Origin of the sequence: Methylovulum psychrotolerans (genome assembly GCF_002209385.1) — a bacterium.
GTDB lineage: Bacteria > Pseudomonadota > Gammaproteobacteria > Methylococcales > Methylomonadaceae > Methylovulum > Methylovulum psychrotolerans.
In genome coordinates, this window is sequence record NZ_CP022129.1 from 1,028,396 (window position 1) to 1,042,789 (window position 14,394).

Annotated in this window: 10 protein-coding genes; all 10 read left to right on the top strand. The window is 50.7% G+C overall.

The features are described 5' to 3' along the window. Positions 1–483: 483 nt before the first annotated feature. Positions 484–1,584: a DNA polymerase III subunit beta gene (gene dnaN / locus CEK71_RS04500; RefSeq protein ID WP_088618264.1), complete on the top strand. Its 1,101-nt coding sequence runs from the start codon at positions 484–486 to the stop codon at positions 1,582–1,584. A gap of 10 nt (positions 1,585–1,594) precedes the next feature. After that, the gene (gene recF, locus CEK71_RS04505) at positions 1,595–2,674 is read left to right on the top strand and encodes a DNA replication/repair protein RecF (RefSeq protein WP_088618265.1); all 1,080 of its coding nucleotides are present in this window, start codon (positions 1,595–1,597) and stop codon (positions 2,672–2,674) included. A 424-nt stretch (positions 2,675–3,098) separates the two neighbouring features. Then, positions 3,099–5,513 (top strand): DNA topoisomerase (ATP-hydrolyzing) subunit B, encoded by a 2,415-nt coding sequence (gene gyrB, locus CEK71_RS04510; RefSeq protein ID WP_088618266.1) that lies wholly within the window; start codon positions 3,099–3,101, stop codon positions 5,511–5,513. A 2-nt stretch (positions 5,514–5,515) separates the two neighbouring features. Further along, complete coding sequence (gene lgt, locus CEK71_RS04515) at positions 5,516–6,298, top strand: prolipoprotein diacylglyceryl transferase (RefSeq protein ID WP_088618267.1); 783 nt, start codon at positions 5,516–5,518, stop codon at positions 6,296–6,298. Positions 6,299–6,611: 313 nt separating this feature from the next. Next, on the top strand, positions 6,612–6,701 hold the full coding sequence (kdpF, locus tag CEK71_RS04520) for a K(+)-transporting ATPase subunit F (RefSeq protein ID WP_088618268.1): 90 nt from the start codon (positions 6,612–6,614) through the stop codon (positions 6,699–6,701). Beyond that, positions 6,701–8,518 (top strand): potassium-transporting ATPase subunit KdpA, encoded by a 1,818-nt coding sequence (kdpA, locus tag CEK71_RS04525; RefSeq protein WP_088618269.1) that lies wholly within the window; start codon positions 6,701–6,703, stop codon positions 8,516–8,518. Before kdpF ends, kdpA begins: the two co-directional genes overlap by 1 nt. A 58-nt stretch (positions 8,519–8,576) precedes the next feature. Next, complete coding sequence (kdpB, locus tag CEK71_RS04530; protein ID WP_088618270.1) at positions 8,577–10,649, top strand: potassium-transporting ATPase subunit KdpB; 2,073 nt, start codon at positions 8,577–8,579, stop codon at positions 10,647–10,649. 10 nt (positions 10,650–10,659) lie between these two features. Beyond that, positions 10,660–11,235, top strand: coding sequence for a potassium-transporting ATPase subunit KdpC (gene kdpC / locus CEK71_RS04535; protein ID WP_088618271.1), 576 nt, complete (start codon positions 10,660–10,662; stop codon positions 11,233–11,235). An 11-nt stretch (positions 11,236–11,246) separates the two neighbouring features. Beyond that, on the top strand, positions 11,247–11,540 hold the full coding sequence (locus tag CEK71_RS04540) for a hypothetical protein (RefSeq protein ID WP_088618272.1): 294 nt from the start codon (positions 11,247–11,249) through the stop codon (positions 11,538–11,540). A 103-nt stretch (positions 11,541–11,643) separates the two neighbouring features. Beyond that, on the top strand, positions 11,644–14,394 hold the full coding sequence (locus tag CEK71_RS04545) for a sensor histidine kinase (protein ID WP_088621505.1): 2,751 nt from the start codon (positions 11,644–11,646) through the stop codon (positions 14,392–14,394).

The window sequence follows — 14,394 nt, forward strand, 5'->3', positions numbered from 1 at the left end:
TTATGTTATTATTAATTAAATAGAAACTTATCCACAGTTTTTGCCTTTACTAATAATAATAGCTTTTAAAATCTTTATTTATTTATATTTAATTAATCCCCATTGTGCCGAAAAGTTTAATTTTAGGTAACCCATTAATTTAATAATACGGGGGGATGAAAAAACGGTTTGAAAAGTGTTGTACACTTCGCGATAAAAATTTTAAAAAATGGGTTCCTGAAAAATGGACGGACATAATCCGCCCAATTCCAGCTACAAAGCATGAACAGTAAAAATCCGGCCTGTGGATAACTTTGGGGATAAGCAAGGGTTTTTTTGCAATAAATGTGTATAAATCTCCAGCTTTTGTGGGGATAATCGTTACACATAATCCCAATAAGCCCTTATACAAGCGTTTGAAAAATTACAAGCTATTGAATTAAAATAAAATAAAAAGTTATCCACAGTTTTTTGTCCCGCTAATACGAATAAGATAAAAAGAGTATGAAATTCATTATTAACAGAGAAGTTTTGCTAACACCTTTGCAGCAAATTGTTAGCGTTATCGAAAAACGCCAAACTTTACCCATCTTAGCAAATGTTTTGATGGTGGTCCATGAAGGGCAATTGGTTTTGACGGGCACTGATTTGGAAATCCAGATTATTGCCAAGATTGCCATTGAACCCGCAACACCCGGCACGATTACCGTGCCGGCCCGAAAGTTATTAGATATCTGCCGCTTATTGCCTAAAGGTGCGGAAATTAAATGTGAACTGCAAGGCGATAAAGTAAAAATTTCTTCGCACCGGAGCCGTTTTTCTTTAAGCGCGTTGCCGGCCGACAATTATCCCGAATTTGCTGAATCGGCCTTAGAAAACCATTTCTTTATTAATGCCGGACAGTTTAAAAAGGCCTTGGATAAGACATTGTTTTGTATGGCTAACCAAGATGTGCGTTATTATTTGAACGGCCTGTTGCTGAATATTTCCAACAGCAAATTGAAATTGGTCGCCTCTGATGGCCACCGTTTGGCGATTTATGAAGACCAATTGCCGCAGGCGACAGGGTTTGAGGCGCGGATTATTTTGCCGCGCAAAGGCGTTTTGGAGTTAAACCGTTTGCTGGATGATCCAGAAACAGACTTAAAAGTTGAATTCTCCAGCAATAATATTCGGATTTTTATTAAAGATTTGGTGTTTTCGGCAAAATTGGTCGATGCCAAATATCCCGATTTTAGCAAAGTTTTCCAGCAAGAATTTTTTAATCCGCTGTATATCGACAAGCAATTGTTCCGCGAAGCTTTAACCCGTGTGGCGATTTTGTCGAATGAAAAATTTCGGGGCATCACGCTGGATGTCAGCAGCGAACGCTTAAGCATCAGCACCCATAATCCTGAGCAAGACGAGGCCGAAGAAGAGTTGGCGATTGATTATCAGGGCGAGCCGTTGACCATTTCTTTTAATGCCCAATATTTATTGGAAGCCGTCGCCAATTTGGATTCGGAAGTGGCCGCGCTGATTATCGCCAGCAATGCCAGCAGTTGTTTTGTCAATGAACAAAATGAGCGCACTTACCAGTTCATCGTTATGCCGATGCGCTTGTAACGTTCCTGTTATGAGTTTGCTAAAACTGGATATTTATCACGTCCGCAATATTCACAAGGCTTCTTTACAGCCTTGCCCGACGCTGAATTTATTGGTTGGCGACAATGCCAGCGGTAAAAGTTCGCTGTTGGAAGCGATTTATATTTTAGGCAGGGCGAAATCGTTTCGCTCTGCCAGCATTAAGCCGGTGATCAGCCTGGATCAGGAGCATCTGATTGTCTCCGCGCAAATTCAACAAACCGCCGAGGGCGGTGTCAGTCAGTTGGGCATCCAGCTTGACGGCAAAACCATGGCGATACGCATTAACCAAGAAACCCGCCAACAACGTTCAGAACTGGCTTATGCCTTACCCGTACAGCTTATTCACCCAAAAAGTTACGAGTTGCTGGATGGCGGGGCGCAACTGCGCCGCGAGTTTTTGGATTGGGGCGTTTTTAACGCCGACACCCGTTTTTTGCCGATGTGGCGACGTTTTAAGAAAGCCTTGGCGCAACGTAATGCCGCGCTAAAGATAAAACGCTTTGAGCAATTGGCGGTTTGGAACCAAGAGCTGGCGTATTACGGTACAATAGTGCAAGACTATCGGCAGCGTTATCTGGAAAAATTGCAGCCTGTGTTTATAGCGATTAGCCGCCAATTTTTAGCGCTGGATACGATTAGCCTACAGTTGCTGGGGGGGTGGGATAGTTCTAAATCTTTGCTGGAAGCGTTAGAACAGGATCTGGATAAAGATTTGCGCTATGGTTTTACCCACAGTGGCCCGCACCGGGCGGATTTTCAGGTACGCGTCGAACAGCAATTGGCAAAAGAGTTTGTTTCACGCGGGCAGCTAAAATTATTGGTATTGGCTTTAAAGCTTAGTCAAGTGCAATTGCTGGCGGACGGGCAACAGCCTTTAGGCTGTGTGCTGGTTGATGATTTTGCCGCCGAACTGGACAGCCAGAACCGTGTTAAGTTACTGGATTTTTTGGTGACGCTCAATTGTCAGGTATTTATCACCGCCACCGCCGCTACCGATTTTGGCGATTTAAGCCATATACCTAATTATAAAATGTTCCGCATGGAACAGGGTTGTGTGAATCCGTATTAATGTTCCACGTGGAACATGGCCGTTCGGGTTTGTCCCGATGTTCCACGTGGAACATGGCCGTTCGGGATTGCCCCGATGTTCCATGTGGAACATGGCCGTTCGGGATTGCCCTGATGTTCCACGTGGAACATCAACCTAGTCTAAATGGCTTGATGTCTGATAAAACCACTTAATTTGAAATTGGGCGTTTTCGTAAGCTTGTTCACGAAGATTCGGTAAACGCTAGCTTATGCCCGATCTTTAAGCATATTTCACCTCGCCCCATACGCAGTCTATAGCTAGTGGTATAATTAGGCCACTATAACAAAGCACTTTATTCTCAATTTGAGGTTAATTAATGTTCCACGTGGAACATGGCACTAGCAAACCAATGTAATGTTTCACATGGAACATTCAGGCAACTACAGGAAAAAAGAAGAACCACATGAGCAACAATAACGATCAATACGATAGTACCAATATTCAGGTTTTGAAAGGATTGGATGCGGTACGAAAACGGCCGGGTATGTATATTGGTGATACCGATGACGGTTCCGGTTTGCACCACATGGTTTTTGAGGTGGTTGATAATTCTATAGATGAGGCGTTAGCGGGTTATTGTAAAGAAGTCCGCGTTATCATCCATACCAACGGCTCAGTGACGGTGGCCGATGACGGGCGCGGTATCCCTGTTGATATTCATGAGGAAGAGGGCCGTTCTGCCGCCGAGGTGATTATGACGGTGTTACACGCAGGCGGTAAGTTTGACGATAACGCCTATAAAGTTTCCGGCGGTTTGCACGGTGTGGGGGTCTCGGTAGTGAATGCCTTATCGGAAGAACTGAATTTGGAAATCCGTAAAAATGGCCAATTGTACAGACAGCAATATCTGATGGGCGAACCGGTTGCGCCTTTGGCGGCGGTGGGCCCGGCAACTGGATCAGGCACACAAATCAATTTCAAACCCAGCAATAAGACGTTTACCGATGTCGAATTCCATTACGATATTCTGGCAAAACGTTTGCGGGAACTGTCCTTCCTAAATTCCGGTGTCCGCATCAGCTTAGAAGACGAACGTACCGATAAGCAAGATGTGTTCGAGTTTGAAGGCGGCATCAGTGCCTTTGTGGTACATCTGAATAAAAACAAAATCCCGCTGTTCCCGGAAGTCTTTTATTTTAAGGCCGAGAAAGAAGGGGTGGTCGTAGAAGTGGCGATGCAATGGAACGACTCATATCAGGAAAACGTGTTTTGCTATACTAATAATATTCCGCAACGCGATGGTGGCAGTCATTTGGCCGGATTCAGGGGCGCGTTGACGCGCACGGTTAACCAATATATTGAAACCAGCGGTATCGGTAAAAAAGAGAAAGTCGCCACTACGGGTGACGATGCCCGCGAAGGTCTGACCGCCGTGTTATCGGTTAAAGTACCCGACCCTAAATTCTCTTCGCAAACCAAAGACAAATTGGTGTCTTCCGAAGTCAAACCGTTGGTCGAATCGACCATGAACGAAAAGTTGCAAGAGTTCCTGCTGGAAAAACCGCAAATAGCGAAAGCCATTGTCGGGAAAATCCTGGATGCCGCACGGGCGCGGGAAGCGGCCCGTAAGGCGCGGGAAATGACCCGCCGTAAGACAACATTGGATATTGCCGGTTTACCGGGCAAGTTGGCCGATTGCCAAGAGAAAGACCCGGCCTTATCAGAATTATTCTTAGTCGAAGGGGACTCGGCGGGCGGTTCGGCCAAGCAAGGCAGAGATCGGCGCACTCAAGCGATTTTGCCGTTAAAAGGTAAAATCCTTAATGTCGAAAAAGCCCGTTTCGACAAGATGATTTCCTCAGAAGAGGTCGGTACCTTAATCACTGCCTTAGGCTGTGGGATTGGCAAAGACGAATATAATTTGGCGAAATTGCGCTACCACCGCATTATCATCATGACCGATGCCGACGTGGACGGCTCACATATCCGCACCTTGTTATTGACCTTCTTTTACCGCCAGTTGCCGGAGATTGTCGAAAAAGGCTATATCTATATTGCCCAGCCACCTTTATATAAGGTTAAAAAAGGTAAGCAAGAGCATTATGTCAAAGACGATGCCGCGTTAAACGAATACCTGATCCAATTGGCTTTGGATAAGGCGCAGTTATTTACTGATGAAGCTGCACCGCCCATACAAGGCCCTGGGCTGGAGAAACTGGCTAAGGACTATGTCGCTATCGTCACCACCATTAACCGCCTGTTCAGACGCTATGACGAGGCTTTTTTGGAGCAATTGGTGGCGATGGCCGTCGTTAATGAGGCACTGAAACAAGACCCGCAGCAATTGGCGGACTGGTTCGGGCAAATTATCCGGCAATTGAATGACAGTTTCGGCACGGCGGTGTTTAGCGTCGAGCTGGATTATAAAAGCAGCAGCGACTTTTCCGCCGTGGTCAGCAAACGCCTGCACGGCATTATCAAAACCTTTGTCTTGCCGTCGAACTTTTTCAACAGCAAAGACTATAAGCAAATGGCGCAATATGCCGAAGACACGGCAGGGCTGTTTAATGATTATTCGCACATTAAAATGGGCGAACGCCAGCAGGCGGTCAGCAGCTTTAAGCAAGCGTTCGACTGGATGATGCGCGAAGTGAAAAAAGGCCAACACATCCAACGCTACAAAGGGCTGGGCGAGATGAACCCCGAACAGCTCTGGGAAACTACCTTAGATGCCAATAACCGCCGTTTACTGCAAGTCAGGATTGAAGATGCCATCGCCGCCGATGAAATCTTCACTACGCTGATGGGGGATGTCGTGGAACCGCGCCGCGACTTTATCGTTAAAAATGCCTTAGATGTAACCAATCTGGACGTTTAATTATGCTCACTTACCCGCAAATTGATCCTGTCGCCATTGCCCTTGGGCCCCTGAAAGTCCATTGGTACGGGCTTATGTATTTGGTCGGCTTTGTCGCCGTCTATTTTTTGGGGCAAAAAAACGCCCAAAAGCCCTGGTCGCCCATTCCGCCCGAAGCCATCGAAGACTTGGTGACTTACGGGGCGTTGGGGGTGATTTTGGGTGGCAGGATAGGGTATGTGCTGTTTTACAAGTTCAGCAATTTCCTCCACGACCCCCTTATGCTGTTTAAGATTTGGGAAGGCGGCATGGCCTTCCATGGCGGTATGCTGGGGGTGTTTGTGGCGATGTGGTTCTACGGCAAAAAGCAGAACTGCACCATGATGCAATTGATCGATTTGATTGCCCCGCTGGCGCCCATCGGTTTGGGGGCAGGGCGGATCGGCAATTTTATTAACTCGGAATTGTGGGGCCGGACAACCGATGTGCCGTGGGCGATGGTGTTTCCGAACGGGGGCCCATTAGCCCGCCACCCCTCGCAATTGTATGAGGCGTTTTTGGAAGGTTTGGTGCTGTTTATCATTCTGCAAATCTATGCCAGCAAGCCCCGTCCGGTCATGGCGACGACAGGCTTGGCGGTGTTCTGTTACGGTTGCTTTAGGTTCTTTGTCGAGTTCTACCGGATGCCCGACGCGCACCTGGGGTATCTGGCCTTTGACTGGCTGACCATGGGGCAGATACTGTCCACGCCGATGATTATTATTGGCGCGTTATTGTTTTATTTTGCCCATAGAAAATCTGCTTAAAGGCAGCAAAGGCTGACAAAAAAGGCTTACCTTATGGTAGGCCTTTTTTTTTGCCTGCCTGTCAGCTTGTAGCGGCTACAAATTCTATCTAGGCACTTCACGCCTTACCAATAGCCACCCCAAATCTTTACAGTATTTTTACCCTGTTTACGCTTACACTGAGCTTGTTTTCGACAACTATGCTGACGTTTACCGTTAGCTTTAGTCTAACTATAAGGTGATTTATGAGCTGGATTTTTCTCGTTTTGATGGTGGCTTTTTTCGCCGTCACCGGTTTCTTGGTACATGCCTTGGAAAAATTAAGGGGGCAATCATGAGTTGGGTTTATCTGTTAAGTGCGGCTTTAGTGGCGGGGATTTTCGTCTACCTGATTGCCGCGCTGTTTTATCCGGAGAAGTTCTGATGACTAGCAACAGCCTATTACAAATTGTCTTTTATATGGCCGTCTTAATCGCCTTGGCTAAGCCCTTAGGCGGTTATATGGCGAAAATTTATGACGATGAGCCGGTGGTGATAAACCGCTGGTTGGCGCCGTTTGAAGCGTGGATTTATCGCCTTAGCGGGGTTAATCCCCAGCAAGAGATGCGTTGGACAGACTACGCCATCGCCCTGTTGGTCTTTAACCTGTTAGGGGGATTGGTGGTGTTCGGGCTACAAAGCCTGCAAGCCTCGTTGCCGCTTAATCCGCAAAACTTGCCTAATGTCAGTCCTGACTCGGCCTTTAATACGGCGGTCAGTTTTGCCACTAACACCAACTGGCAGGGCTACGGCGGTGAGGTGACCATGAGTTACCTGACCCAGATGCTGGGCTTGACCGTACAGAATTTTGTCTCCGCCGCTACGGGCATGGCGACACTGGTTGCTTTAATCAGGGGCTTTACCCGCCGCAAAGCCGATATTATCGGCAATTTTTGGGTGGATATGACCCGCAGCACCTTATATATACTGATGCCTTTGTCATTGGTTTTGGCTTTGGTGTTGGTTGGGCAGGGGGTTGTCCAGACCTTTAGCCCTTACCAAACCGTACCCTTGTTGGAACGCGTCAGTTATGAGCAGCCTAAATTGGGGGCGGACGGAGTGGCTTTGCAAGATGCCAGTGGCAAGCCCGTACTGGAAGCGGTTGAAGTAAAGGAACAAATGATAGCGGTGGGCCCAGCCGCCTCGCAAGTGGCGATCAAGCAACTGGGTACGAACGGCGGCGGCTTTTTTAACGTCAATTCCGCCCATCCCTTGGAAAACCCCACCCCGTTAAGTAACTTTTTGGAAATGCTGTCTATCCTGCTGATTCCGGCGGCGTTGTGCTACACCTTCGGCATGATGGTAGGCGATACCCGTCAAGGTTGGGCGATTTTGGCGGCGATGACGCTGATGTTGGTCGCGCTGATTTTTGTCACTGTCCCTGCCGAGCAAAGCGGCAATCCGGTTTTTAGTGCCTTAGGTGTTGACCAAATAGCCAGTGCCGAGCAGTCCGGCGGCAATATGGAAGGTAAGGAAATCCGGTTTGGCATTACTAATTCCGCTCTGTGGGCGGTAGTCACCACAGCCGCCTCCAACGGTTCGGTGAACGCCATGCACGACTCGTTTACCCCTATCGGCGGACTGGTGCCGATGTGGTTGATGCAGTTGGGCGAAGTGGTGTTTGGTGGGGTCGGTTCGGGGCTGTACGGCATGATAATGTTTGCGATAGTCGCGGTGTTTGTCTCCGGTCTGATGATAGGGCGCACCCCCGAATATTTGGGCAAAAAAATCGAAGCTTACGAAATGAAAATGGCGGCGATCACGATTTTAATTCCGCCGCTGATGGTGTTGGGCGGCACGGCGTTAGCGGTGATGCTGGAGGTCGGCAAGTCCTCAATTTTTAACCCTGGGGCCCACGGTTTTAGCGAAGTGCTGTACGCGCTGTCCTCAGCGGGTAATAACAACGGCAGCGCGTTTGGCGGCTTGTCGGCCAACACCCCGTTTTATAACACCCTATTGGGCGTGGTGATGCTGTTTTCCCGGTATTGGTTGGCGGTGCCGGTCTTGGCTATCGCCGGGGCTTTGGCGGCGAAGAAAATTGTCCCGGTGGGCCCAGGTACATTGCCGACGCATACGCCCTTATTTATCGTTTTATTGATTGGCACGGTGCTGATGGTGGGGGCGTTGACATTTGTGCCTGCTTTGGCCTTGGGCCCAGTGGTTGAGCATTTGCAGATGCTGGGGGCTGTCGCCGCTGAATAATAGGCATTTGTCTGTTGTGCAGTCGGATTCAGTAGCCAATATCTATAAAGGAAATAACATGAATAACAAATCTGTTTTGAGGTCTTTAGGCGACCCGCAAATTCTCGGTGACGCCTTGGTCGAATCGTTCCGCAAACTGTCCCCGCAGCAGCAATGGAAAAATCCGGTGATGTTTGTCGTTTATATCGGCAGTATGCTGACCACCCTGCTGTGGGTGCTGGCTTTGAACGGCGAGGGGCAAGATCCGCCGCAGTTTATTTTAGCAATCACCCTCTGGTTATGGGGTACGGTGTTGTTCGCCAACTTTGCCGAAGCGATAGCCGAAGGGCGCAGCAAGGCGCAAGCGGCGTTTTTGCGCAGTGCCAAACGTGATATCGCCGCAAAAAAACTCGACGAACCGCGTCATGATGCCAATTACTCTAAAGTGGCCGGTTCGAGTCTGCGGCGTGGTGATGTGGTGTTGATAGAAGCGGGGGATTTTGTGCCGGGTGACGGCGAAGTCATTGAAGGTGTCGCTTCGGTGGACGAGAGCGCGATCACTGGCGAAAGTGCCCCGGTGATCCGCGAATCCGGTGGCGATTTCAGTTCGGTGACGGGCGGCACACGGGTCTTGTCCGACTGGTTGGTGGTGCGTATCACCGCCAACCCAGGCGAGGCTTTTTTGGATAGGATGATTGCCATGGTGGAAAACGCCAAACGGCAAAAAACCCCTAACGAGATTGCCCTGACTATTTTATTGGTGGCGTTGACGCTGGTGTTCCTGATGGCGACAGTAACTTTGTTACCGTTTTCCTGGTATGCCGTGGCGACTTCAGGGTCTGGGCAACCGATCACGCTTACCGTGTTGGTGGCCTTGTTGGTCTGTCTGATCCCGACCACTATCGGCGGTTTGCTGTCCGCCATTGGGGTGGCGGGCATAGGCCGGATGATGCAGAAAAACGTTATTGCCACCTCAGGCCGTGCCGTGGAAGCGGCGGGCGACATTGACGTGTTGTTGCTGGACAAAACCGGAACGATCACTTTAGGCAACCGTCAAGCCTCGGCGTTTATTGCCGTGGCCGGAGTCACCGAGCGCGAACTGGCCGATGCCGCGCAATTGGCTTCGATGGCTGATGAAACCCCCGAAGGCCGTAGTGTGGTGGTGTTGGCGAAACAAAAATACGGCTTTAGGGAGCGGGACGTGCAGTCTTTAGGGGCGACTTTTGTGCATTTCTCGGCGCAAACCCGCATGAGCGGCGTGAATATTGAAGGGCGGCAAATCCGCAAAGGGGCCGCCGATGCTATCCGTAGCCACATCGAAGAGCAGGGCGGCAAATTCCAGCCGGAGTTCCGTAAAGTGGTCGATGATGTGGCGCGGCGCGGCAGCACCCCGTTGGTGGTGTCGGAAGGCACACGGGTGCTGGGGGTGATTGAGCTTAAGGATATTGTCAAAGGCGGCATTAAGGAGCGGTTTGCGGAATTGCGCCAGATGGGCATTAAGACCATCATGATCACGGGCGATAACCGCCTCACCGCCGCCGCGATTGCCGCCGAAGCCGGGGTGGATGATTTTCTCGCCGAAGCCACCCCAGAGGCGAAACTGAAACTGATCCGCCAATACCAAGCCGAAGGCCGTTTGGTGGCGATGACCGGGGACGGCACCAACGATGCCCCCGCCTTGGCGCAAGCTGATGTTGCGGTGGCGATGAACAGCGGTACGCAAGCGGCTAAGGAAGCGGGCAATATGGTCGATTTGGATTCCAACCCCACCAAGTTGATTGAGATTGTCGAAACTGGTAAGCAAATGCTGATGACGCGCGGGGCTTTGACCACCTTCAGTATCGCCAATGATGTCGCGAAATATTTTGCGATCATCCCGGCCGCGTTCGCCACCACTTATCCGGTGCTGGATGTGTTGAACGTGATGGAGCTGGCGACCCCGGCCAGTGCGATCCTGTCGGCGGTGATTTTCAACGCCTTGATTATCGTCGCGCTGATCCCGTTGGCGTTGAAAGGCATCAAGTACAAACCTGTCGGTGCCGCGACGCTGTTGCAAAACAATTTATTGGTGTACGGGGTGGGCGGTTTAATTGTCCCATTTATTGGCATTAAAGCGATTGACCTGATCTTGGTCACGCTAGGCTTAGTTTAAGGAGTTGGTCATGGTTAAGCATTTAAGACCTGCGGTGATGTTATTTATCATCTTGAGCGTGTTAACCGGTGTGGTATATCCGGCTTTGGTGACGGGGCTGGCGCAATTGTTGTTTCCTGGTCAAGCGAATGGTAGCCTGATGACCGCCGAAAATGGCAAAGTCAAGGGTTCTAGCCTGATCGGGCAACCGTTCAGCAGCCCAGACCATTTTTGGGGACGGCCTTCCGCCACCGGGCCTTTTCTTTATAATGCGGGAGCCTCTAGCGGCTCCAATCTGGGCCCTACCAACCCGACCCTGGCCGATGCCGTAAAAGCCCGGCTTGAGGCTTTAAAGGCCGCCGATCCTGGCAATGAAACCCCCGTTCCGGTGGATCTGGTTACAGCTTCAGGCAGTGGTTTGGATCCGCATATCAGTCCGGCAGCGGCGGCTTATCAAGTCCCGCGTATTGCTAAAGCGCGTAAAATGTCTGCCGACAAACTCAGCGCTTTGGTGGCTGCCCATACCGAAGGCCGGCAATGGGGGCTATTTGGCGAGCCTAGGGTCAATGTTTTGGCTTTAAATTTGGCTTTGGATGCACTGCGCTAGGTGGGTGGGATATGAAATATAATTATGGCTGGTGTTTACTGGCGGCGGCTGTACAGATGGCTCATGCGGGCAATATCGAAACCTATAATTTGCCGGCCAGCAAGGTTTACCAAGGCTATTGCCGGCAAGAAGCGTTACGGTTGCATCCGGGGGTGATTGCCCAACAACGGCTACTGCACAGCAACGGAGAATTCTTGTTGCGTAATGGAATACAGGCGGGTGACGGTTCGGAATGGTTTGTTGTCTGCGATTTAGCCAATGGCAACATAATCCGCGAGCAAAAACTGGCTGATGGTAAGATTTAAGCGACTGTTATCAATGAGTATTTTTCTTGCCCTTGCTTTTTTCCTGCTCTTTAAGGGGTAGTTTTATAAAAATCCTGTCTATCGGGTAAAAATGGTAAACATCATGCAAATCGAACGCCCTGATCCTGACGAACTGTTGGCCCGTGTCGAACGGGATACTATCCGGGCCAGACGCGGCCATTTGAAGATTTTTTTTGGCGCGGCGGCCGGGGTCGGTAAAACTTATGCCATGTTACAGGCGGCGAGAGAAAAGCGCGGCGAACATATCGATATTGTCGTCGGTTTGGTGGAGACCCATGGGCGTAAGGAAACCAGCGCCTTATTAGAGGGTTTGGAAGTGTTGCCCCCCAAACAAATCAATTATCGGGGGACGATTTTGCAGGAGTTTGACCTGGATGCCGCGCTTAAACGCAAGCCTTCGGTCATTCTGGTCGATGAGTTGGCGCATACTAACGCCCAGGGTTGTCGGCATCCTAAGCGTTGGCAGGATATTGAAGAGTTGTTGGAAGCAGGTATCGATGTGTATACCGCGCTCAATGTCCAGCATTTGGAAAGCCTGAATGACGATATTGGCCAAATCTCCGGGATTCGGGTCTGGGAGACTGTGCCGGACACCGTTTTTGAAGAAGCCGATGAAGTCGAACTGGTGGATTTGCCGCCCGATGAACTGCTGAATAGGCTGAAGGACGGTAAGGTGTATTTGCCGCAACAGGCCCAAGAAGCGGCGAAGAATTTTTTCCGCAAAGGCAACCTAATCGCCCTGCGCGAATTGGCCCTGCGGCAAACCGCCAGCCGGGTCGATGCCCAGATGCTGGACTATCGGGAAAACCATCGTATTCGGGATATTTGGCAGGTTAACGAGCGGATTTTGGTTTGCATAGGCCCTAGTGCCTTAGCTGAGCGCTTAGTCCGTGCGGGCAAGCGTTTTGCTACCAGCTTACGCGCGGAATGGATAGTCATTTATGTCGAAACGCCTGAACTACAACGTTTGTCCGCCGAAAAACGTGACGGTGTGTTACGGATTTTGCGCCTCGCCGAGCAATTGGGCGCCGAAACGGTCACCTTAAATGCCCCCGAAATGAGTTCGGCGATCATCAAATTTTCCAATGAACGCAATGTCACCAAAATTGTCATTGGTAAGCCGACCCGCCGGGGGTTACGGCGGGTGTTGCTGGGTTCGGTGGTGGATGTGCTGATTAGCGACGCGCACAACATTAACCTGTATTTGCTGGGCAGCCCTAGGCCTGGGCAGGACGGCGGCGACAAGCCGGAGCCCTCTTTATATCGGAAAAACCCTTTGCCGGGCTTGGGTAAACGCCCGGCACAGAAATACAATACGCGTGGCTATGCGTGGGCAGTGACCGTTACCGTTGCCAGCACTGCGTTGGCTTATCTGATGTTCGGGCGGTTTGAGCTAGCCAATCTGGTCATGGTGTTTTTGTTAGGCGTGGTGTTTATCGCCACTCGCTTTGGCCGCGGCCCGTCCATTTTTGCGTCATTTCTGGGTGTGGCAATTTTTGACCTGATGTTTGTTCCGCCTTATTTCAGTTTTACGGTCGGCGATAGCCAATATCTGGTGACGCTATTGGCGATGTTGACCGTCGCCATGCTGATCAGCAGCTTAATGGCGAATGTGCGCTCGCAAGCGAAGGTGGCCGGGCATAGGGAGCGGCGGGCGACGGTACTGTATGCGATGAGCAAGGATCTGACCGCCAGCCAGAGCGAAGACGAAATCGTGCGCACGGCGGTGCATCACCTGTATGCCGAGTTTGGCAGTAAAAACGTCATCCTCTTTCCCGATGCCACAGGCCGTATCGTTTATCCCAGTGGCCCGGCACTGCCGGAATCCCTGCTCACTGCCGACTTGAGCGTGGCACAGTGGGTTATGGATCATGACGAGATTGCCGGGCAAGGTACCCATACTTTACCCGGTGCCGATGCGGTGTATTTGCCGTTAAGCGTCAAAGAAACCATGTTGGGTGTTTTGGTGTTGTTGCCCGTCAATTTACGCCGGGTGTTCTTGCCGGAACAACAAAAATTGCTGGAAACTTTCCTGAGCCAAATTGCCCAGGCGATCACCCGTGTGCGCCTGACCGAGCAGGCCCGAAAAACCCAAGTGGAAATGGAGGCCGAGCGTTTGCGCAACTCGCTGCTCAGTTCCATTTCCCACGATTTGCGCACCCCGCTGGCGACAATTGTCGGTTCCGCCAGCACCTTAGTCGAGGACGACAATGCGTTGCGGACACAAGATAAGTTGGAATTGAACCGGGCCATTTATGAAGAGGCGCAACGGATGTCGAATTTAGTCAACAATATCTTGGACATGGCCCGGCTGGACGCAGGGGCGGTGGTGCTGAACAAACAATGGTATCCGTTGGACGAAATCATTGGCGTGGTGCTGACCCGTCTGCAAAAACGCTGTATAGGCCGTCAAGTCAGCGTTAAATTGCCGCCGGGTATGCCTATGGTTTATGTCGATGCGGTGATGGTCGAACAAGTGCTGATCAATTTGCTGGAAAATGCGTTGCGTTACACCCCGACGGGTAGCCCTTTGGAGATTATGGCGGAAGGGGAGGGGGAAGCGATGGCAATCTCGGTGGCCGACCGTGGCCCGGGCTTGCCTAGGGGCAGCGAGAACAAACTGTTTGAAAAGTTTTATCGGGCGCAGAATGAAGCGGCACAAAGCGGTGTCGGTTTGGGTCTGGCGATATGCAAAGCCATTATTGAGGCGCATGGCGGTAGCATTCGGGCGCAAAACCGCCCTACTGGCGGGGCGGTGTTTTCCCTCCTGCTCCCTCAGGACAGCCCGCCGCCCTCAATGGGGCGGGAAGACAGCAACGGCACGGCTGACTAA

Excerpts from the sequence above, each read along its gene's own strand:
- dnaN (WP_088618264.1), top strand. The coding sequence starts at position 484 with ATGAAATTCATTATTAACAGAGAAGTTTTGCTAACACCTTTGCAGCAA.
- recF (WP_088618265.1), top strand. The coding sequence starts at position 1,595 with ATGAGTTTGCTAAAACTGGATATTTATCACGTCCGCAATATTCACAAG.
- gyrB (WP_088618266.1), top strand. The coding sequence starts at position 3,099 with ATGAGCAACAATAACGATCAATACGATAGTACCAATATTCAGGTTTTG.
- lgt (WP_088618267.1), top strand. The coding sequence starts at position 5,516 with ATGCTCACTTACCCGCAAATTGATCCTGTCGCCATTGCCCTTGGGCCC.
- kdpF (WP_088618268.1), top strand. The coding sequence starts at position 6,612 with ATGAGTTGGGTTTATCTGTTAAGTGCGGCTTTAGTGGCGGGGATTTTC.
- kdpA (WP_088618269.1), top strand. The coding sequence starts at position 6,701 with ATGACTAGCAACAGCCTATTACAAATTGTCTTTTATATGGCCGTCTTA.
- kdpB (WP_088618270.1), top strand. The coding sequence starts at position 8,577 with ATGAATAACAAATCTGTTTTGAGGTCTTTAGGCGACCCGCAAATTCTC.
- kdpC (WP_088618271.1), top strand. The coding sequence starts at position 10,660 with ATGGTTAAGCATTTAAGACCTGCGGTGATGTTATTTATCATCTTGAGC.
- CEK71_RS04540 (WP_088618272.1), top strand. The coding sequence starts at position 11,247 with ATGAAATATAATTATGGCTGGTGTTTACTGGCGGCGGCTGTACAGATG.
- CEK71_RS04545 (WP_088621505.1), top strand. The coding sequence starts at position 11,644 with ATGCAAATCGAACGCCCTGATCCTGACGAACTGTTGGCCCGTGTCGAA.